Source organism: Mucilaginibacter paludis DSM 18603 (assembly GCF_000166195.2).
Taxonomy (GTDB): domain Bacteria; phylum Bacteroidota; class Bacteroidia; order Sphingobacteriales; family Sphingobacteriaceae; genus Mucilaginibacter; species Mucilaginibacter paludis.
The window spans coordinates 1,982,825-2,004,474 of record NZ_CM001403.1; the positions used below are offsets into that span (position 1 = coordinate 1,982,825).

At 41.2% G+C, this 21,650-nt stretch carries 19 protein-coding genes; 14 read left to right on the top strand and 5 right to left on the bottom strand.

Going from position 1 to position 21,650, the window contains the following annotated elements; genetic code table 11:
• Window positions 1-71 precede the first annotated feature (71 nt).
• A complete protein-coding gene (locus tag MUCPA_RS08350) occupies window positions 72-2,930 on the bottom strand; it encodes a M16 family metallopeptidase (RefSeq protein WP_008505719.1) in 2,859 nt (952 codons plus the stop codon).
• 525 nt (window positions 2,931-3,455) lie between these two features.
• Here MUCPA_RS08350 and MUCPA_RS08355 point away from each other — a divergent pair.
• The 3 genes from MUCPA_RS08355 (at window position 3,456) to MUCPA_RS08365 (ending at window position 6,949) form a co-directional block, all read left to right on the top strand.
• Window positions 3,456-3,695, top strand: a complete 240-nt coding sequence (locus MUCPA_RS08355; protein ID WP_157543845.1) for a DUF2683 family protein — start codon at window positions 3,456-3,458, stop codon at window positions 3,693-3,695.
• 327 nt (window positions 3,696-4,022) lie between these two features.
• On the top strand, window positions 4,023-4,253 hold the full coding sequence (locus tag MUCPA_RS08360) for a type 1 periplasmic-binding domain-containing protein (RefSeq protein ID WP_008505721.1): 231 nt from the start codon (window positions 4,023-4,025) through the stop codon (window positions 4,251-4,253).
• Window positions 4,254-4,654: 401 nt separating this feature from the next.
• A complete protein-coding gene (locus MUCPA_RS08365; RefSeq protein ID WP_008505722.1) occupies window positions 4,655-6,949 on the top strand; it encodes a GH92 family glycosyl hydrolase in 2,295 nt (764 codons plus the stop codon).
• Window positions 6,950-6,990: 41 nt separating this feature from the next.
• Here the strand turns inward: MUCPA_RS08365 and MUCPA_RS08370 are convergent, their stop codons facing one another.
• Entirely contained in the window at window positions 6,991-8,028 is a 1,038-nt protein-coding gene (locus tag MUCPA_RS08370) for a LacI family DNA-binding transcriptional regulator (protein WP_008505723.1), read from the bottom strand.
• A gap of 171 nt (window positions 8,029-8,199) precedes the next feature.
• Here MUCPA_RS08370 and MUCPA_RS08375 point away from each other — a divergent pair, with 171 nt between their 5' ends.
• Entirely contained in the window at window positions 8,200-9,090 is an 891-nt protein-coding gene (locus tag MUCPA_RS08375; RefSeq protein ID WP_008505724.1) for an inositol oxygenase family protein, read from the top strand.
• A gap of 156 nt (window positions 9,091-9,246) precedes the next feature.
• Window positions 9,247-11,826 (top strand): SusC/RagA family TonB-linked outer membrane protein, encoded by a 2,580-nt coding sequence (locus MUCPA_RS08380; RefSeq protein WP_050982047.1) that lies wholly within the window; start codon window positions 9,247-9,249, stop codon window positions 11,824-11,826.
• A gap of 252 nt (window positions 11,827-12,078) precedes the next feature.
• Here MUCPA_RS08380 and MUCPA_RS37635 read toward each other — a convergent pair whose 3' ends face one another.
• Window positions 12,079-12,237: a hypothetical protein gene (locus MUCPA_RS37635; RefSeq protein WP_008505726.1), complete on the bottom strand. Its 159-nt coding sequence runs from the start codon at window positions 12,235-12,237 to the stop codon at window positions 12,079-12,081.
• Window positions 12,238-12,304: 67 nt separating this feature from the next.
• On the opposite strand from MUCPA_RS37635, the gene MUCPA_RS08385 reads away from it, so the two are divergent.
• The 4 genes from MUCPA_RS08385 (at window position 12,305) to MUCPA_RS08400 (ending at window position 15,037) form a co-directional block, all read left to right on the top strand.
• Window positions 12,305-12,517 carry a hypothetical protein gene (locus MUCPA_RS08385; RefSeq protein ID WP_040625794.1) on the top strand — a complete coding sequence of 71 codons (213 nt, stop codon included), beginning with the start codon at window positions 12,305-12,307 and terminating at the stop codon, window positions 12,515-12,517.
• 69 nt (window positions 12,518-12,586) lie between these two features.
• Complete coding sequence (locus tag MUCPA_RS08390) at window positions 12,587-13,531, top strand: IS1595 family transposase (protein ID WP_008505728.1); 945 nt, start codon at window positions 12,587-12,589, stop codon at window positions 13,529-13,531.
• A gap of 250 nt (window positions 13,532-13,781) precedes the next feature.
• Window positions 13,782-14,519: a uracil-DNA glycosylase family protein gene (locus MUCPA_RS08395; RefSeq protein ID WP_008505729.1), complete on the top strand. Its 738-nt coding sequence runs from the start codon at window positions 13,782-13,784 to the stop codon at window positions 14,517-14,519.
• Between the two features lie 209 nt (window positions 14,520-14,728).
• Window positions 14,729-15,037 carry a hypothetical protein gene (locus MUCPA_RS08400; protein WP_008505731.1) on the top strand — a complete coding sequence of 103 codons (309 nt, stop codon included), beginning with the start codon at window positions 14,729-14,731 and terminating at the stop codon, window positions 15,035-15,037.
• A gap of 311 nt (window positions 15,038-15,348) precedes the next feature.
• On the opposite strand, the gene MUCPA_RS08405 is transcribed toward MUCPA_RS08400, so the two are convergent.
• A complete protein-coding gene (locus MUCPA_RS08405; RefSeq protein WP_008505732.1) occupies window positions 15,349-15,639 on the bottom strand; it encodes a hypothetical protein in 291 nt (96 codons plus the stop codon).
• Between the two features lie 181 nt (window positions 15,640-15,820).
• On the opposite strand from MUCPA_RS08405, the gene MUCPA_RS08410 reads away from it, so the two are divergent.
• Window positions 15,821-16,027: a hypothetical protein gene (locus MUCPA_RS08410; RefSeq protein ID WP_008505733.1), complete on the top strand. Its 207-nt coding sequence runs from the start codon at window positions 15,821-15,823 to the stop codon at window positions 16,025-16,027.
• Between the two features lie 23 nt (window positions 16,028-16,050).
• Here MUCPA_RS08410 and MUCPA_RS08415 read toward each other — a convergent pair whose 3' ends face one another.
• Window positions 16,051-16,284 (bottom strand): hypothetical protein, encoded by a 234-nt coding sequence (locus tag MUCPA_RS08415; RefSeq protein WP_008505734.1) that lies wholly within the window; start codon window positions 16,282-16,284, stop codon window positions 16,051-16,053.
• 98 nt (window positions 16,285-16,382) lie between these two features.
• Here MUCPA_RS08415 and MUCPA_RS08420 point away from each other — a divergent pair, with 98 nt between their 5' ends.
• From MUCPA_RS08420 to MUCPA_RS08435, 4 genes are all read left to right on the top strand, one after another.
• A complete protein-coding gene (locus MUCPA_RS08420; protein ID WP_040625795.1) occupies window positions 16,383-16,820 on the top strand; it encodes a hypothetical protein in 438 nt (145 codons plus the stop codon).
• A 19-nt stretch (window positions 16,821-16,839) separates the two neighbouring features.
• Window positions 16,840-18,519, top strand: coding sequence for a RagB/SusD family nutrient uptake outer membrane protein (locus MUCPA_RS08425; protein WP_008505735.1), 1,680 nt, complete (start codon window positions 16,840-16,842; stop codon window positions 18,517-18,519).
• A gap of 229 nt (window positions 18,520-18,748) precedes the next feature.
• Window positions 18,749-19,963 (top strand): acyltransferase family protein, encoded by a 1,215-nt coding sequence (locus MUCPA_RS08430; protein ID WP_008505736.1) that lies wholly within the window; start codon window positions 18,749-18,751, stop codon window positions 19,961-19,963.
• A gap of 59 nt (window positions 19,964-20,022) precedes the next feature.
• Window positions 20,023-21,648, top strand: coding sequence for a sodium:solute symporter family transporter (locus tag MUCPA_RS08435; RefSeq protein ID WP_008505737.1), 1,626 nt, complete (start codon window positions 20,023-20,025; stop codon window positions 21,646-21,648).
• Window positions 21,649-21,650 lie beyond the last annotated feature (2 nt).

Here is a 21,650-nt window from a genome sequence, read left to right on the forward strand (position 1 = left end):
TAAAACCAGGGGGCTGATCATCATTGATGATACAGCCCCCTGGTTCAATTCATTAAAAGAAGATCTGCCTTTTACTGTTTAATTTTATTTCCATCAGCATCCAGCTCCACCAGTTGGTAGCCCATACTGCTAAAACCAGAAAGTACTTTTTCTTTATCACCAACTACCAAAATAATCATGTTATCGGTGTTGATGTATTTTTTGGCCAGATCGTTCATTTCCGACTGGGTAATGTTCTGCAGGATCTTGTTTTGCTCGTCAACAAAATTCGGACTTAGCTCATAATTCTGGATGCGCGACAGAAATGCCGCTTTTTGATCGTTGGTTTCGTATTTGCGGGCATCGCTTTGCCCTATTGAGCTCTTTGTAAACGCGAGCTCATCTTTGGTGATACCATTGTCCACATATCCCTTGATATCTTTGATAAACTCCACTACGGCGCTATCTGTTGAGGCAGCGCGCACACCAGCAGCTGCTGTAAAAACGCCACCAAACTTACCTGACGTAAAGCCTGAACTGGCGCCATACGTCCAACCTTTTACTTCTCTCAGGTCGATGTTTAAACGACTGTCAAAACCGCCACCAAGTGGATAATTTACCAAGCCCAAACGGTAGAAGGTACCGGTTGCATCATAGTTTAAGCCCGTTAAATTACCGATACGGATTTCTGACTGGGCTGCCTTAGGCACATCAACCAGGTAAAGGATATTTTTAGCAACATTTTTATCGCCAGCGGGCGCAGCCGGGATAACCACGGGTTTAGCTGCCCAGCCATTTAAAAATGACAGCTTGGCTTTAACGTCGGCTTCTGTAATATCGCCCACAACAACGATAGAAGATACCGAAGGAGAGAAATAGCTATCGTAAAAGCCTTGTACATCGGCCAGTGTAATATTAGGCACGGTGCGCTCGTTACCCCCTAAACCGTAAGTGCGGATATTATCTTTTCCGTATAGCAATTTACTGTAAACACTGGAAGCAATATTTGCCGGTTGCGTTTTAGCGATTTGGAAACCCTGCAAAACCTGTTTCTTAATCCGTTCCAAAGCCTGATCTGTAAATTTAGGATGGAACAGGCGCTCCTGTAATAATTTAAGCGTTTGATCGAGATTTTTAGTAAGTGATGATACCGAGAAGGTTGTTTCATCCTGACTGGCGCCTACCTGGATAGAGCTTCCCAGTCTTTCAAGTTCGGCATTAAATTGCTCAGCGGTAAAGTTTTGTGTATCGTCGTTCAGCATCTGGCCAACAATACCCGGCAACCCGGCTTTCGCCGAATCTTTAGCGGCCAGCAATCCTCCACCCTTAATGGAAAGCGTTAAGGTAACCGTAGGAATCTCGTTGGTAAAAGCGCCTATCATTTTTATGCCGTTGGGTGTTTTAGCGGTCCAGAAAGGTGGCACTTTAATTACCGGATTCTGGCTGGTAGGTGGTTGCACTTTACGGTCAAAATTATCCTTGGCCTTGTGGTAAGTCAATTTATCGTAACCATAGTCAGGCGCTTTGTAGCCTGATTGATCTACATTATAATTATCGGGAGCTACAGGTTTTAAATCCGATCCTTTGGGCAGTACGCTTAATATCACTGCTGCTTTGCCTTTAATATATTGGTTGTAAACACGCATAATATCCGCTTTGGTTACCTTACGGATGTCGGCAAGTTCGCGGCCAATCTGGTTGGGGTTACCGGTAAATGTTTGCGCGGCCGCCAGCTCTGATACTTTGCCAGACACACTGGCCAGCGAGTTGATGTAATCGGCTTCCGCGCTACCTTTAAAGCGGGCCAGATCGTCATCGGTTACCCCTCTTTGCTCAAACTCCGCAAGCGACTCGTCAACCATCTTCTTGGCTTCCTGCAAGGTTTGGCCTGGGTAAGGAATGACCTGGATATTGATCTCGCCCGAAAGCTCAGTATTTGGCGATCTCATGGTAGCCTGAGCGGCTTTGCGGCTTTTAATAAAGTTTTTATACAAGATTGAGTTTTTTCCCTGGCCGATAATTAAAGACAAGGCATCCAGGGCCGACTGATCCTTATCGTACATTTTAACACCTGGGTAGGTTACGTACAATAATGGCAGGCGGGCGTAATTATCAGTATAGGATATATACCTGTCGGATGTGACCACCGGAGCAGGCAAAACGGTATTTTTTACTTCGGGGCAACGTGGGATAGAGCCGAAATATTTTTGCACCCAGGCCAGCGTTTGCTTCGGATTAATATCGCCACCAATAGTCAGGGTAGCGTTGTTGGGGCCGTACCAACGCAGAAAAAAGTGCTTTAAATCGTTTACATCTACCTTATTCAAATCCTCAATATAACCGATGGTAAGCCACGAATACGGGTGGCCGTATGGATACAGAGCTTTTGACGCTGCTTCGGCCGCTAAACCGTAGGGGCGGTTATCGTAGTTTTGGCCGCGCTCATTTTTTACGGTTGATCGCTGGATCTCAAATTTGGGTTGTGTTACGGCGTCCATCAGGAAACCCATCCGGTCTGATTCAAGCCAAAGCATTTTTTCGAGCTGGTTGTTAGGTACAGTTTCAAAGTAATTTGTCCGGTCGCGGTTGGTGCTGCCGTTCAGCGTACCACCTGCTTCTGATATGGTTTTAAAGTGATCACCACTTTTAACGTGATCAGACCCCTCAAACATCATATGCTCAAAAAAGTGGGCAAAGCCCGATTTGCCAATTTCTTCGCGGGCAGAACCAACGTGGTAAGTTACGTCCACATGGACAATGGGATCCGAATGATCTTCGGTTAATATCACCGTTAAGCCATTTGATAAAACGTACTTTTGATAAGGGATCACCAGCTCGTCGCCTTTTTTAACCACCTTCTCAATCAGCTTTGGTTCTTGCTGGGCCTGCGCCTGCAAAGCCGGCAAACCCAATGCAAATGCCAGCGGGAGCGTATAAAATTTACTTTTCATTTATTAATTTTTACGAGTTACGATAAACATGAATATTTTATTGATTAATTAAGGGCCAGCGGCTTAAGGTGATGTGCAACTTTGCTAAGTGGGTTATCATCCTCAACATATTTGTACTATGCTTTAAGCTTTTTTTACTTTTACAGGAAGCTAACCGAAATTTTACTACAGATGTAAAGGCTATTTTGCGTAAAACACATATTACATGCTAAATTTCCGACATTCTTATCTCATCAACAACCCTTCGCCCAAATTCCGTAAATTTTATGGAAAATAATAGATATATTATTCAATTATTCGGACCGCAGAAATTATATAGCCAGGTTTTTACTTTTTTGAGTTGGATATAAGGCAAGTTTTGCAAATGGCAACTACCCAGCAACATGCATACCGCCGCCGGTAATAAAACGCAGGTGGAGATTAGCTAATACATTGGCATTATAACTATAGCCCGCAAATAGCAGTTTGCTTGTTAAGTAAAATTGTAGTATAGTTAATTTCGATATGATTTTTTATGTTTATAAAATGGAACCATTGATTGTTAACCCTAAAAATAAAGAGCAATTAAACGCCATTACTGCTTTCTTGAGTGCTTTAAATACAAAGCATACGGGCGATGAGGTAAACACAGATAGCCCTTTACCAAGTAATCATAACTGGTTTTTAAATATTAAACATGTGAGGATTGTTGAAAAGACGAACATAGCGTCCAAACAAGATAAAAACGCTGCGGCTAAACACATCATGAAGGGGCTTTTTGAATAAGGAATACTGATATTTCAAAATACTGCCGGTATTATCGATGCATCATCCTGATCTGCCTTCTCCGGGAATCTGGCCCGTACTAAATTGGCCTGATTCTCGCTGATCGAGCTATCTTCTGATTCGGTGAAGCCCATTACGTTGAATACTTGGCATTAACAGAAACCGATCGGCTTTTATTTACCTGGTACCTGGCAAACGGATTAACATAAACGTAAGGCGACAACACCAATTGGTTTATATCCTGAGTATAAGAGCTTGTAGTTCCGATGATACGGCACCAAATGACAACTTTTTAACCGTATAGGTTGGCGTAAAGCCATAAATCAGATGAAGGTTGTGCAGATTGAAAAAATAAATATCCCCGCTGATATGGGCATCATTGCCATTAGCGATGGTTTTATCCCCCAGTTATATTATCCCGAAATTACGTATGCCGAAACAAGCGGATATAAATTAGGCAAATTATCTTTCAGCCGGACGATGGCCTGCCTGTCGGGCACTCCTTTTGTTCAGAGCATCGTGGCCGACTCTGTGTTAATACCCGGAGGATCGATATAGGGCAGCTTAGATTTTATAATTATACCGTTGAAGCACTAACGAGGCATTTTTTTAGTCGGCACTCATAACCCATTTATTCAGCCATACCCGATGAGCATAGCTACCTGCTTTTCGCGGCTCGGTATCAGTAGTCAGCATTTTTTAAAACCTGCTAATTTCAAAATCGCTGAAGATGTTGCAAAGCCCCCATCACCTTAATCGATTTCGCAATTAAATTATTTTATCTTTTAATAAACACCCTCTTAGTTAATACATTCGCAGATAAAACAATTGCGCATACGTTGTATGTGGTTTATTACAGATCCGTTGATCACCGGCCCATCAATCGCATTAAAAAATTAAGCCTGAGCTACCGCAGCCCATATCTGCTACAAGCTAAATATTTATACTATTAAATTAATATGAAAATTATTGACCTGCATCGCCAAGTTCTGATATTGAGTTTGAGTGTAATGGCTATTGCGGCAAGTGCGCAAACCAAGCCGTATACCGCTTACGTTGATCCCTTTATCGGATCGGAAGGGTTAGGTAATGTTTTTGTAGGCCCATCAAGACCTTACGGTATGGTGAAACCAGGGCCCGATGTTAATAAGGCTTCAAACAGCGGTTACTCACCCGATCTTGATGTTCCTCTTTATGGTTTTAGTCAAACCCACGTAAGCGGCACCGGCGGCGGCCCTAAATACGGCAATATCCTGATTATGCCTTTTGCCGGTAATTTTAACGAGCTGAAACAGGAGTCGTTAAGGGCAAACGAAAAAGCATCCACCGGCTATTACAGCGTACTGCTTAAACAATACGGCATTACCGCCGAAATAACCAGTACCAGTAAAGTAGCTTTTTACCGCTTTGATTTTAAACCCGGTACCCGCAAAGCCATTAAGTTTGATGCAGGCGATTTTTTGGGCGAGAAGCCAGTTCCGGATGCGCGTGAGGCCCAGCAATTTATAGGATCGGAGGTGGAAGTGGTATCGGATAACGAAATACGGGGCTACAGCCGTATTCGTGGCGGCTGGAATAATGGCGCAGCCTATACCGTTTACTTTTACGCTATTACCGATAAGCCTTTCAATACCTTTACTACCTATAAGGCGGGCAGCCTCTACCCTGGTATAAAACTCCAGGCTGACGATGGCAATAAAACAGGTGTGCTGGCTTACTTTGACGATGCCAGCCTCCAACAGATCAAGGTAAAAATAGGCATATCATTTATCAGCGAACTAAAAGCGAGGCAAAACATTGAGCAGGAGGCGCCTCATTGGAGCTTTGAAAAAGTGCTGGCCGACAGCCAGGATAGCTGGAACGAGCTATTGAAACGCCTTGAACTGGATAGCTCGACACCGGCCCAACAAAAAACGATGTTCTACACGGCCCTTTACCACACCATGCTGATGCCGGTAGACCGCAGTGGCGAAAACCCCTTATGGCAATCGGCCATGCCTTATTACGATGATTTTTATGCCATTTGGGATACGTTCCGTTCGTCAAACCCGCTCATCACGCTGATCGACCCATCGCGCGAGGCAGCCATCGTGAATTCATTGCTCAATATTTACCAGCGCGACGGTTACATGCCCGATGCCCGCAGTGGCAACAGCAACGGGCGCACGCAGGGCGGATCGAACGCCGAAGTATTAATTGCCGATGCCTATACAAAAAAATTAAAGGGCGTTAACTATAACCTGGGGCTCGAGGCGATGTTGAAAGACGCCACCATACCACCCGGCGGAAACGAAGAGAAGGAAGGGCGTGGCGGGCTCACTGATTATAATAGCCTGGGCTACATATCAAACCGTTTTGTAAGGGCCGGAAACCGCACGGTTGAGTATGCTTATAACGATTATTGCTTAGCCATTGTTGCCGATGGCCTGGGCCGCAAAGGCGAGTACAACCGGTTTATTAAACAATCCAACAACTGGAAAAACCTTTGGCGCCCGGTAACAGACCACGGCGCAACAGGCTTTATTATGCCAAAGGATGCCTCTGGCAGGTGGATAGACAGCATCACCTGCGTGGAAAGCAATGGCCGGGTAACGGCGGTACCTTATACCCCGCTTGCGCAGGAATGGCCCAATTGTGTTTGCTGGTGGTGCGGCTTTTTTTACGAGGCCAGCTCGTGGGAGTATTCCTTTTATGTTCCGCATGATGTAGCCGCTTTAATTAACAACTGCGGCGGCCCGCAGGCTTTTAAACAAAGGCTCGATACCTTTTTTAACAACGGCTACTATAATGTAGGTAACGAGCCCTCTTTTTTAACGCCCAACCTGTACCATTGGATAGGGCGGCCCGATTTAAGCAGTACCCGCATCAGGCAAATTATCCAAAAAAATTATAACAGCAGCCGGGATGGCCTGCCCGGTAACGACGATTCGGGAGCTATGTCATCATGGCTGGCCTTTCATGTCCTTGGCTTATACCCCAACGCGGGGCAATCCTATTATTTAATTAACTCGCCGCTGATCAAGCAATCCGTTTTACACCAAACTAACGGTAAGGATTTTAAAATAACGGCTAAAAACCTGTCGGAGGCTAACCAGTTTATACAGGCCGCGCTGCTTAACGGGAAACCGTTTAACCAGGCGTGGATTGAGCACCAGGATATTGTAAATGGCGGCGAACTGGTATTGCTGATGGGGCCGAAACAAACAGGATGGGGCAACAGCATGATGCCACCATCAAAAGGTGATGAAAAGTAACCGGCATTTTATCGCCCGGCAGGGGCAGCAATGCAACTCAATTAAACCGGTTCGCCATGATCGGCCTGCTGCCCGGTGGTTGAGTTCCTGACGATCAGTTTCGAGGGGATAACAGTACATTCATCCTTCACCCTGAGCATATTGTTTTTTAACAGCTTCAGCAAGGTGGTAGCCGCAACTTTGCCCATCTCAAAGGCGGGTTGTGTTATGGTTGTTAACGATGGCGTAAGTATGACGGCTGAAGGCTGGTTAGAGAAGCATACCACTTTCACCTGTTTGGGAATATCGATTTGCAACTGCTGGCAAACCAGGTATATTTCGGTGGTCAGCTTTTCTACCGTGGCTACTATGCCATCGGGGCGGTTATCGCTTTGCATCATTGCTTTAATCAGCCGGTAATTTTCCAAAGGGTCTTGTGTACAATTTACAACCCGGCAATCATGTTCATCGAGATCATATTCGGCGATAGCGCTCTTAAAGCCCCTGATACGTTCGGAAATGATGGACAGGCTATTTGATATGGATAGTAAAATAACGTGGCGGCAACCGGCTTCAATTAAATGCCTGGTAGCTTTATATCCGCACTCAAAGTCGTCGGTTGTAATCCGGGCCGCGTCAACCTCGGGGCAAACCCTGTCGAAAAAAACGATGGGCAAATGCTGGTTAAACTCGTAGATATGCTTAAACGAATTTGTCTCCACCGTTACCGACATCAGTACGCCATCAACCCGGCCGCCAACCAGCGTTTTTAAAATATCCTCTTCACGAGCCAGTTTTTCGTGCGTTAAATAGATCAGGGTATGATAGCCTTTTTCCAAAGCCACTTCCTCAATACCATTAAGCGCCTGCGAAAAAAAGCTATCCGTAATCTCGGGTATCAAAACCGCTATGGTTTTACTTTTATTATGCCGCAAACTTCCCGCGTAGGCATTAGGTACATAATTTAACTCTTTGGCAAGGGCTAAAACCCTTTTTTTTGTTCCCTCGCTTATCTCATGACTATCACATAGCGCCTTTGATATGGTTGCCGTTGATAATTGTAATTGCTCAGCAAGTTGTTTAATAGTGACACTGCTCATAAAATGTGATAACAATCAGGTTAAAAAGTGCAAATTATCATTTTTTACTTAAACGGTTAAGTAAATATTATTGGTTCAAAAATAAAATGTAACAGTTAAATTACTCAATTTTAATCTCAATAACCAGTTACGGGCAACCCAATTATTGCAAACAATTAAAAAGATTTTTTTATGAACTCTGACGTAAACAACTTGTCGGGCGAAAGCTTAACGCCCCTGTCTAATCTTGACGAATGGGAGCACGATGTATTACGGCGCTATCCTGACCCAACGACTATTAATGAAGACAAAAAAGTTGAAGAATTTAGAAACTACCAGGATACGGAAAAAGATGGCGTGAAAGAGTTTTACAGGCTCAATCACCGCTATCAAACCTTTGAATTTGTAAAAGAGAAAAAAGCGGATTATTTACAATTCAACCGGAAAGAGATGCCGATATGGGAAGCCTTTAACTTTTTAAATGAGTTGGTAGATGACTCTGACCCGGATACCGACCTCGACCAGATGCAGCACCTGTTGCAAACATCTGAAGCCATTCGCAATGATAAACACCCCGATTGGATGGTGCTTGTAGGTTTAATACACGATATGGGCAAGGTGCTGTGTCTTTTTAACGAACCTCAATGGGGCGTTGTTGGCGATACTTTCCCGGTGGGCTGCGCTTTTTCTGATAAGATAGTTTACCCGGAATTCTTTAAAGACAACCCCGACTTCTATAATCCGGAGTATAATACTGAACTTGGCGTTTATACCCGCAATTGTGGTTTAGATAACGTTCATATGTCATGGGGGCATGATGAATACGTTTATCACATGATGAAGGATTATATACCCGAACCCGGTTTATATATGCTACGCTATCATTCGTTTTACTCGCAGCACCGCGAAAATGCTTACGACCATTTAATGAATAGCCATGATCACGAGATGTTTAAGTGGGTTAACCTATTTAATCCGTATGATCTGTATTCAAAAAATCCTAACCAAAAAAGCTGGGCAGAACTTAAACCCTACTACGAAGACCTGGTAGCTAAGTATCTTCCGGCCACGCTTAAATTTTAATAGTGCAACCAATTTTAAAACCGCTTTATATGAAACCAATTTTACTGAAATGATGACATTAAAACTTAATTTAATGAGAGTAAAACAAGCATTTTACCGCTCCTAACTGTAAGCCTCTAATCAATAAACCAATATGAACCAAATTTTACTGTAATCATGAGATTAAATCCTAAATTTAACAGGAGCAAGCACACACTTTTGCTGCTCCTCATGTTCTTTGCCTTTAACTTTTCCTACACATTCGCGCAGTCGGGCGGCCAGGTAACCGGTGTGGTAGTTGACGGCAAAGGCGAACCCATCCCCGGTGCCACGGTAGCTGTAAAAGGCACCAGTGTAAGTACATCAACCGGAATTAACGGCGCCTTTACCATTACGGCCAAAACAGGCAACGTACTGGTGATCACCTCGGTAGCTTATACCAAAAAGGAAATCAATGTTACGGGCGCCAAAAAGTACAAAATTGTGCTGGAGGATGCCAATACCGCCCTTAAAGAAGTAGTAGTGGTGGGCTACGGTACAGCTTCCCGCAAAACACTATCCAGCGCTATTACATCGGTTAAGCCCGAAGAGTTAAACAAGGGTGCCATTGCCGATGTTGGCCAATTACTACAGGGTAAGGTTCCGGGCCTTAACATTACCGCCAGCGGCGACCCTAACAAATCTGCCGCGGTTATTATGCGGGGGGCATCAACCGTTAACAGCCCAGGCGCACCGTTCTATGTTATCGACGGTATCCCCGGAGCCGACATTACTGCCGTTGCGCCTGCCGATATTGCTTCGATAGATGTATTGAAAGACGCGGCCGCAACGGCAATTTATGGTAACCGTGCCGCCAGCGGCGTTATTATGGTAACTACCAAACGCGGTAAAAAAGGCCAGTCGCAGGTAACTTACAGTGGTTATGTAGCCCAGGAAAAGGTTAGCAGCAAGCTTAACCTGATGAATGCCGACCAGTTGCGTGCCTATGTTACAGCCAATAACTCCTCATTTTTGCCAGCAAATGATGTAGATCCCGGTAATATCAATACCGACTGGATGGCCGCGGTTGAACGCTCTTCGGGCTTTTCTCACAATCATAACCTTTCGCTTACCGGCGGCGGCGAGCACAGCACTTACAGCGCCAGTATTAACTATCTCAAAAAAGACGGTATACTTTCCCAAAGCTCTCTTGAACGTGTAATTGGTCGTTTAAATATCGATCAGTACGCTTTGAACGATAAAGTTAAGTTTAGCTTAAGCTTAGCCAACTCTGCCAGTACGTCAAACAATGAGCCATTACAAAATGTGGTATTGCTGCAGGCGGCGAAACACATGCCGATATCGCCTATAAAAAATGCAGATGGCAGCTATTTTGAAAACCTCACTACTTCGGGTTATTTTAATCCGGTAGCGATAGCTAATAATGCTCAGGACCAAACCAAATATAATGTATTAATGGGGGCGTTTAATACACAAGTAAAGTTACCTTTTAGCTTAACTTACAACGTGAACCTGTCATACCAAAAAACATCAACGCAACACGGCGAGTTTTACAGCAGCTACTTTAACACTTATCCTACATCCGGCTTTTATAACAACCCCGATCCGGGCATAGGTATTTCGCATACTTTAGTTAATTTTGGCACTAATGGTTCTGCCTTACGCAGTAATTACCAAAATACAAGCAAAACGGCCGAAACATTCCTGGCCTGGGACAAATCGATAGGCGACCACACCATCAATGCCGTATTAGGTTACTCTTACCAGGATAACATTGTTGGCGAAGGCTTTCAGGCTACGAGTACCAATTTCCCTACCGATAATATCGGTTTCCAAAATTTAACGTTGGGCAATCCATACTCTATTTCAACCTATCGTATCAACCTTGGTAATGACCTTACCTACGGCGAAACGGTATTGGTTTCAGATTTTTTAAGGGTAAATTACAATTATAAAAACAAATATATTTTTCAAGGATCAGTGAGGAAAGACGGTAGCTCTGTATTTGGTGAAAACAACCGTTGGGGATATTTTCCGGCGGTTGGTTTATCATGGAGAATAATTGAAGAAGGCTTCATGAAAAACCAATCATTTTTCTCTGACCTAAAACTGCGTGCAAGCTACGGTGTAACAGGTAACTCAGCGGGTATTGGCGCCTACACTGCCAAACTGGTTTATGGTATTACAGGTACTTATTATAACAACGGCGTTCAGGCAGCAGCATATGGCCCAACACAGGGCTCAAATCCTGATTTACGTTGGGAAAAAACGGCCACAACCAACATCGGCCTTGATTTTGGTATAATAAAGGGCAAAGTGTTGGGTACAATAGATGTTTATAACAAAAACACCAGCGATATGCTATTTGGTTACACTGTACCTTCGTCATTGGTTCCGGGTGGTTATATCTATGCCAATGGTGGAGGCATCAACAATAAAGGTATCGAGCTTGGTTTAAATGTTAACGCCATATCAAAAAAGGATTTTACCTGGACATCGTCGCTAAACATGGCTTATAATAAAAACAAGATCACCAGCCTGCAAGGTGCTTACGGCAATAGCGATTTAACGCTATATACCGATCCTGAAGGCGCGGGCCAAACCAACGCTACTTTGCAGGTATTAAAGGTAGGGCAACCTATCGGTGAGTTTTACAGCTATAAATATGCCGGCAAAGATGCCAACGGTATCTCGCTTTTCTACAAAGCTGACGGTACCACTACTACACAACCATCACAAAAAACCGATTATTTTTAGGCAACGATATTGATAACGAACCTAAGTAAGTTTAGATTTTTGAAGTTAAATAATTATTTCCGTATCTTTAAGATATGGCTACTTCTACTTGTGTAAAATGCAATAATACTTCCTTTGAGCATAAGATCACTAACGTCGGTGGAAAGCCTTTTGTATTTATTCAATGCTCTAAATGTGGTGGAGTGATTGGAGTTTTAAATAATTATGACTTACAATCAAACATACAAGAAGTGAAATCAAAATTAGATAATCTCACTCCTTAAATAATCTATTGTCTTCTGACTCTTTTTCAGAAAATACAAATTCACAAAACAATTCAGCTAATTCTATTAAGGTCTTATCGCCTTTAGTTTTTTCATAATTTCTTTCAGCCATTTTCAAACACTCAAATCTAATTTCTTTTTCAGTCATTTTTATAGTTTTTCAATTATTAACTCTGATACTTTTCAGTTTATAAAAACCCATAGTTATCTCAACTATGAAAAATATGAAAATTACTCCTCAAACCATTTTAGCTTCTCAACCAGATATCCATTTAGCAATGAAAGAATTTGCAGGTATCAAAATTATAGAGGCTATGGAAGTTTTAATTAAAAATTTACCTCAAGACCGAAAAGACCAATTAATGCTTAAAATTGATGATATTATCGATGAAGTGTGTGTGTTAGGTGATGAGCTTTTAAAGCCATAAATTGCAAAACTTTTTTAGAAAAGAGAACCATTATTAAAAATACTAAGGTTAATATTTCTAAAAAAGTTCATGAAAAATCAAGAAAAAGGAATCCACGCATTTTTTACTAAATTTTCTACAGATGAAAAATGTAGAGCATATTTAGAACATCAAAGATGGGGCAATATAGTTCATTGTCCTTTTTGTTTTAAACCCGATAAAATCTATAAGTTTAGAAACAATAAGACGTATAAATGCGGCTTATGTAAATTAAACTTCTCTGTAGTTAAGGGAACTATTTTTGAGCGCTCTCATATCCCCCTTACAAAATGGTTTATTGCCATTTACTTATTCGCTTCTCATAAGAAAGGAATTTCTTCTCATCAAATAGCTAAAGATATTGATATAACTCAAGCTAATGCCTGGTTTATGCTTCAAAGAATACGTTATGCTATGAACCATTGCGAAGATTTTCGAAAAGTAATGAGCGGAGTTATTGAAGTTGATGAAACTTATATTGGAGGTAAAAATAAAAACCGCCATTGGGATAAAAAAGTTCCAAATTCTCAAGGTCGATCATTAGCCGATAAATCTGTCGTATTCGGCATTCTAACACGTGGAGGTGGTATCCTCACCTATAATCCCAAGCAATTACCTAAAGTTGGCTTACAAGCTCTAATTAGGTCACGAGTAGCACCTGGTTCAATCGTTAATACAGACGAATTTTTAGTTTATAAAGGTCTACATAACTATTTTGAACACGGGGTAGTTCAACACGGTAAATCTCAATATTGTATTGGCGATTACCATACTAATTCCATTGAAGGCTTTTGGAGTTGGGTTAAAAGAAGCATTTTCGGTATTTACCATAATGTAAGTAAAAAGCACTTGATGCGATACTGTCGAGAAATAAGTTTTCGATATAATCAAAGATCAAAAGGCAACGAAGAAATATTTGACGATAATTTGCTTCTATGTTTTGATTGTCGATTGATGTATAAAGAATTAATTGCTTCTCCTAAACGTTTGCAATAAACCTATTAATTGTAGAACTTTATAACCATAAAGTGAATGCTTATGGTTAGATAAAGTATATTAAAAATATTGCTCCAATAATATTGCTGTTCTAAATTACCACAAATGAACCCTACGCAATGTAACGATTACGGATGCGCCCAAATAGGCGTAGCTGGGTCTTTGCGTAGGGTAGGCTGTGGTAAGCCTTGAACAGCGTAAGATTTTCAGTTACGCCTTATTTATTTACAAATAGTTCAAAATTACCACAATGGAACAAACCAAATCAGAACGTTATCTTGAGTTGATAACGAAGTTCAAAACTCATGTTTTTAAAGATCCACGTCTTAAAAATCCTCATCATATCGAAGGTTTTAATTTTGATGTAATAAACCCTTGGGAGTTATGGCATAATAATCTCGATGCTAAAATCCTCTTCATCGGTCAAGATTTTAGCGATACAACTTCTTTAGAACACAATCTCAAAAACAATTGGAAGAAAGAAAAAAGTAGTTCAACCAATAACAATCTTATCGACTTATTTAGCATTTTAGGTTATGGTTATAACTTCGATAAAGTGGATTATAATAATCAAATCAAATACCCCATCTTTTTTACGAACGCCATATTGGGTATAAAAGTTACCGATAATCAAAATATGAGTTTACCTGTAAAAGATGAATGGTGGAAAGAAACTTGTAGGGAGTACTTAAAAGCACTTATCGATATAATCCAACCAAAACACATTATAGCCATGAGTATGGTAGCTTATAAAGCAATTGGTTCAATATATAATTTAAAGCTTGAAAAATCAGTTTACGAAGCTATTGCTAATAATGGAAAACGTAAATTACCTAATGGTTCTGATTTATTTATTGTAAGTCATTGTTCTCCTAATGGTCTAATGAAACGCTCAATAGAAACTCAAGCTCAAGATTGGTTAAGACTACGAAACTATATGGAAGGGGTACTTGAAGAATCCGAGTCATTAATAAGTTCCAATAATTGAATTGGACCAATTGATTCACCATTAAAAACGGAATGATCTTCGGTAACCGGAACGATAGTTAAATAACCTGTAGGATATTTGTTTTGAAGCTCTATAATTAGCCTGTTGATTTCATTTTCTAAAGCTTTCACTTCGTTTTTAATTTCCTGATTCATTTCCATACCACTGTTAACTCTGATTAATTGCTTTACTATTAAAAGCCATACTTTATGGAAGAACAAATAGAACAAAATAAACCGTTTAAAATAAAACTAAATTATACGGTTCTAATTTTTATTATAGCTTTATTATTGGGGATCACACTCCCATTTCATTACGTGCCTTATGAATTCATAGTATTTCCTAAAGAAAATCTTACTATGAAAAATACATTTATTTTCGAGAGCGAAATAGATACATTTATAAGTCGGTATAATAAAGCAAATGCAAACCAACAACGCTTAATGAGACTTGATCCAATAGTTCAAAAATTATTTGAAAAGAAACTTATCGTTGATAGCACTAATTTTGAAAAGTAACAATATAGCCAACGTCCTTATTTGTAAAAATAAAAATCGTTGGCTATATTTGTTTTGCAAATTTTAAGAAATTCGACCGTGGCTACTCTGATGCCTCGATGGTCAAAAGTATTAAAAAACTATTCTTACGAAATTCGACCGCAGTTCTCAGCAACTCCGATAGTCAAAAGTAATAAGATCAAAAGGGAATGGAGGCTTCGATCTTTATTCCCTTTTTGCTATTTATAATAACTGTGATTTAAAATTGAATTTTTATAAACCAAAATACTACAATTACTCATTTTTAAATAAACACATTACGAAAATAATGATCAAGGAAAATAATACTTTATCACTAAAGTAAAAAACGCGGAGACCAATGCTGCTATTATAAGCTTAAAGAACCAACTATTTATATATGCAGGGATTGCTTTATATAATGAATAATACCAAGGGGATTTTTCAAATTTTAACTGTATCGGCTGATTATTTTCTTTAAGCTGCTTTTCATTTTCAACTATAGAATTGTAACCACTCAAAGAAATTTGAATATGGTCAGGATTTCTATCAGGTAGGAATCTTTTAATCCATATCTTTTTGTTTGGATCTTCTTTTTTACTCATAAAAATGTTAATAATTATAAAATTAAACTAATAAATGTATACGACTTCATTTAAAATCACATATTCAAAGATAAAATTAGCTACTAATATATTTAGTATATAGTTTTCCACATTTTTAGATATGCTAAATACATTACTAATATTCTAATTTTCAAGGCTCTTTATCAGAGTTAATAGACTTATGAAAAGTCACGAATTAGCTATGAAGCTTTTAGAAATGGAAAATGTTGAAGTATTGATACCTGTAATGAATATCTTAGAAAATAGACTTGAGTCGGTGGAATATTTACTTTTATTAGAAGAAGGGAATAAAATTGAAGATCAAAAATTTATATCATTAAAAGGCAACTCTTATAGAGAGCATTTAAAGAAGAGCTATTACCTTTAGATAAAATGGAATTTTAAAAAGAATTATAATTTCAAATTTTTAAATTTATCTCTTAATTCATAATATTTACCTTGCAATTCTATTGGGAGGTAGTCTATTGAACCAGCTTTAATACCTATTGTTAAAAATGGATATTCAATATAATCGATACGCTTATCCCAATAGTCATGAAATTCTTTTGGTGCTTCTTTAATAAGCTCAAGAAATTGGATTTGAAACTTTGTAAATTGTTCCTTTATTAACTCTTTATTCTCCATACACCTAAAGATAAAGAATTTTTTACTCTAACTTACTTAGGTTCGTTATCAATATCGTTGCCTATTTTTATTTAGGCAGCCCGCAACCATCCATACTGATGGGCTGGAGCAATACTTTTACTTATAAACGCTTTGATTTAAGCTTCTTCTTCAGGGGCACTTTTGGCAATAAGATATTCAATGCCACCCGGGCAGACCTATCCAACGTTTCGGCAGCCACTGTAAACAACATACTGGTAACTGCCGCGAACGATAAAATCACCGACATTAGAAACTCGTATTACTCTGACAGGTATGTTGAAGATGGTTCGTATGTACGTTTAGACAACACCACATTAGGCTATAACCTTAAAAACCCTTTTAAAAATGTAAGTAACGTGAGGTTATACTTTACTGCAAATAACGTATTTACGATAACAGGATATAAAGGCATCGACCCCGAAATTAACCAGGGTGGCGTTTCTCCGGGTATCGACTATAATAACTTTTACCCTAAAACACGCACATTGTTAGTTGGTGTTAACGTATCATTTTAAAACAATAGCTAAAAAAGACATGAAAAAGATAATTTTAGGGATATTGAGTATGCTGGCTGTTGCCACCATCATACCATCCTGCCAAAAAACCGATGTTGCGGTTACCTCTGAAATAACGCCCGACACTTATCCTAAAACGGCGGCTCAGCTTACCTCGGCTGAGGGACCGGTTTTTGTTGCACTTCGTGCTGACTATGCTGGCTCGTATTGGTTTACACAAAGCTGTTCTACCGATGAAGCTGTTTTACCAAGCTTTGGCCCAAACTGGATAGATGGCAACAAATACCTGGAACTGCACAGACATACCTGGACTAAAGATAATGCCTGGGTAACCTCTAATTGGAACTACCTTACCAACATCATTGGTACAACCAACCAAACTATCTCCATCTTTAGGGCTTCGGCACCGGCGGGAGCTGCAAAAAGCACAAGCCTGGCTGAGTTGAAAACCGTGAGAGCACTGGCTTATTTCATGATGATGGATTCGTATGGTAATGTTCCATTAGATACCCTTTACGGTTCAAAAGACTTAAAAACAAACGCTAAAAGAAGCGAGGTATTTAATTTTGTGGAAAGCGAGCTTAAGGCATCTCTCCCATATCTTAAAACAACGGTTGCAACTGCTACGTACGGCTTGCCTACCAAATGGCTTGCCTACTCCATACTGGCTAAAATGTATTTAAATGCCGCCGTTTATACCGGCACATCGCGGTACGACGACTGTATTGCTGCCTGCGATCAGATCATCAGTTCGGGCCTGTACTCTTTAGAGCCTATGGCTACTTATCTTCAAATGTTTTATCCTACAAACGGCCCCTCGCAAAAGGAATTTATTTTTGCTATTCCGTATGACGCATCCACCTCAAATGGTAATATGTTTTTCGCCCGGTACGATTTAAATCGTAACCTGGGTATCCGCTATTCCTATTCAGGCTCAACAGCCGGGGCATATACCGATCCTGTTATTAACCAAAGCACAGGCAACGGCTTGGTTAACAATTCTCCGAGCGGCCCACGTATGACCACATCCGAGTTTTATGCTTATTTTGATGACGCCAATGATGTGCGTAACAAACAATGGTTAACCGGACAACAATACTGGCAAGATGGTACCCCCATCATGGTGTCGAGCACTAACCTGGGATACAACCAATTCTACACCGGTGGTAGTCCAAAAACAACTTACGTATATTCTTTGGTACTTAGCCCGCTTACATCAAGTTCGGTACGCTCCGGTACTGCCTCTTCGTTTGATTTGGGTAACGATGAAATTGCCTGGAACATTGGATACCGCAACATCAAATTCTTTCCGGATTATACCAATACCATCAGCAGGAATCAAAATAATGATATGCCTATTTTCAGGTACTCAGATATTATTTTAATGAAAGCTGAAGCCATTCTGCGTGGTGGCGCACCAACCTTAGGGGCCACCGCCTTATCATTGGTAAACCAAATTAAAGCGGTACGTACCACCACAGCCGCTTTGGGCAGCGTTACCCTGAGCACCATTTACAGCGAGCGCTGCAAAGAATTAGCCTGGGAAGGCTGGCACCGTAACGACATGATCCGTTTTGGTATGTTTGAAAACAGTTATGGCTTGGGCAAAACCAACGCGGATGTTACCCGCCGGATCTTCCCGATACCAAGTACTGCCATGTCGGCCAACTCGGCACTGGTTCAAAACACGGGTTACTAAAAAAACATAATACTAAAAAGCTATAGCCCCCTCTAAATCTCCCCTGGCAGGGGAGACTTTTTAAACCCTCTGTAGTTGAGGAAAATTTTTTAAGCCCTCCATACCGGGTGTGGCCCCTGCCCCAGTTGAGGAGATTTTTTTAAGCCCTCCCTACCGGGGAGGGTTTGGGTGGGGCTCATTTACTTGCACCACTATAGTTAATTTTATTAAACCGCGTTTAAATCCCATTATGGCCCAAGAAACTCCCGTTACCAACCAAGGCAAGCCAAAAACCAGGCTTGTATCACTCGATGCCTTACGTGGCTTTGATATGTTTTGGATTATCAGCGGCGAGGAGATATTTCATGGGTTTGCAGGTGTGGTTAAAAACAAATATAACCTGGTACAAGATTCCCTTACCTGGCAAATAGCAACCAATGGCAATTTATCGGTATTGGAGCGGATAGCGGTAGCCATCAGCAATCAGCTCCATCACTCGCCCTGGAACGGATTCACCTTTTACGATCTTATTTTTCCCCTTTTTATTTTTATTGCCGGCATTTCTATGCCATTCTCTTACAACAGGCAAGTTGCACAAAGCCCATCTTCCAACAAACAAATTTATGTGCGTTTAATTAAACGTACCGTTTTGCTGATACTTTTGGGCACCGTAGTAAACGGAGCCTTGCATTTTGCGGGGTACCAGCAAACCAGGTTTGCCAGTGTATTGGGCCGAATAGCGCTTGCCTGTTTTTTTGCGGCTGTTATTTATTTAAACAGCTCGTTAAGGTGGCAAATAATTTGGTTTGCCGTTATTTTGTTAGGCTATTGGCTCTTGATGGCTTTGGTGCCGGTACCAGGCCACGGTGCCGGAGTATTAACACCCGGCGCAAATTTATCAGCCTGGATAGATCAGCATTTTTTACCCGGAAAGTTGCACCGCAAAGTGTACGACCCTGAAGGCTTGCTCTCAACCATCCCCGCTATAGCAACCGCTATGATGGGGATATTTACCGGTCATTTTTTACAGTGGGAACCGGGCGAAAGATTATCGCCATTAAAAAAAATTGGCATCATGGCTGCTGCAGGCATTTCTTTAATTCTAATTGCCCTAATTTGGAATATGGCCTTCCCTATCAATAAAAATATGTGGACAAGCTCGTTCACTTTGTATGCCGGTGGATGGAGCCTTTTACTGTTTACCTTATTTTATGGCATTATTGATGTTGCCGGATATAAAAAATGGTGCCAACCCATGGTTTGGATAGGCACTAATTCCATACTCATTTATATGGCCGCGCATGGGTTCATCAACTTTGAATCAAGCTCGCAATTTCTGTTTGGCGGGCTAATTGACAAGGTGCCCGGGCCATGGCAAAACGCCCTTATTTGGATAGGTGTGTTCATACTACAGCTTTTATTGTTGCGTTTTCTTTACCGCAGAAAAATTTTTCTTAAATTATAAGCTGAATTGTTGGACATTGTTGCCCAACAAAAACGTATAAACAAAATATAAACCCATTAATGAATCAGCTACAAACTCTCGACTACGTTGTTTTTGCTATTTACTTTATCATAGTATCCGGTTACGGCTATTATATTTATAACAAAAAACGCTCACAAAGCTTAAATGCCCAGGAGTATTTCCTGGCCGAGGGATCGTTAACCTGGTGGGCCATTGGGGCCTCGTTAATCGCCTCAAATATATCAGCTGAGCATTTTATCGGGATGTCGGGCTCCGGTTTTGCCCTTGGCCTCGCCATTTCGTCTTACGAGTGGATGTCTGCTGCCGCGCTGATCCTGGTAGCTATTTTTATCATCCCGGTATATCTCAAAAACAGGATATTCACCATGCCGCAGTTCCTTTCGTTAAGGTATAACGACCATGTGAGCACTATTATGGCCGTATTTTGGCTATTGGTATATGTTTTTGTCAACCTTACCTCCATCATTTACCTGGGTGCGCTGGCCATATCGTCCATATCAACCATCAGTTTCGGCTGGAGCATAGCCGGCCTTTGTTTCTTCTCCATGATCGTTACTTTGGGTGGCATGAAGGTTATTGGCTATACCGATGTAATACAGGTACTGGTATTAATTATTGGCGGCCTTATTACTACCTACCTGGCTTTAGAACTGCTGGCCCAGCATTACGGCTTCGGAAATGATATTTTTAAGGCCCTGACGGTATTACGCAGAGATGCACCCGAGCATTTTCACATGATATTCGATTCATCAAACCCCAATTATAAAGAGTTGCCCGGCATTTCGGTATTAATTGGCGGTATGCTCATCAACAACCTGGCCTACTGGGGCTGTAACCAGTACATTGTACAACGCGCCCTGGGTGCCGATTTGCCTACCGCCCGCAAGGGGATACTTTTTGCCGCCTTTTTAAAATTGTTAGTACCGGTAATTGCCGTGCTGCCCGGCATTATTATGTACCTGCTGCACAGCAAAGGCATGTTTACCGCCCAAATGAGCGACGGCGGCGTAGTTAAGCCCGACCATGCTTACCCAACACTGATTAACCTGCTACCTGCCGGTTTAAAAGGCGTAGCTTTTGCCGCGCTCACCGCAGCCATAGTAGCATCGCTGGCGGGAAAGGCAAATAGCATATCCACCATTTTTTCGCTGGATATTTACAAAAAATACCTTAATAAAGATGCCGGTGAAAAAAAGATGGTGTTTGTAGGCCGAATAGCGGTAGTTATAGCCATGGTAATTGCCGCCATTGTTACGCCGTCGCTACGCTCTTTAGATCAGGCTTACCAGTTTATCCAGGAGTATGTCGGTTTTATTTCGCCGGGCGTGCTGGCTATCTTCCTGTTAGGTTTCTTTTGGAAACGCACTACTGCCACTGCGGCTTTAACAGGCGCTATACTCACCATACCCTTATCAACCGTTCTTAAATTTTTACCCGTATGGACGCATGGGGCGTTTCCGGATTATCCGTTTCTTGACCGTATGACCATTGATTTTGTGGTGATTGTTGTGGTGATGGCCATCATCAGCTTAACTACTAAAAAACCATCAGCAGAACATGTGATCGAGGTAGATACATCCATGTTCCGCATCAACAGGAGTTTTGCCGTAGGCTCCATCATTATTTGCGGCGTGCTAACCGCTTTATACACTATCTTTTGGTAAAT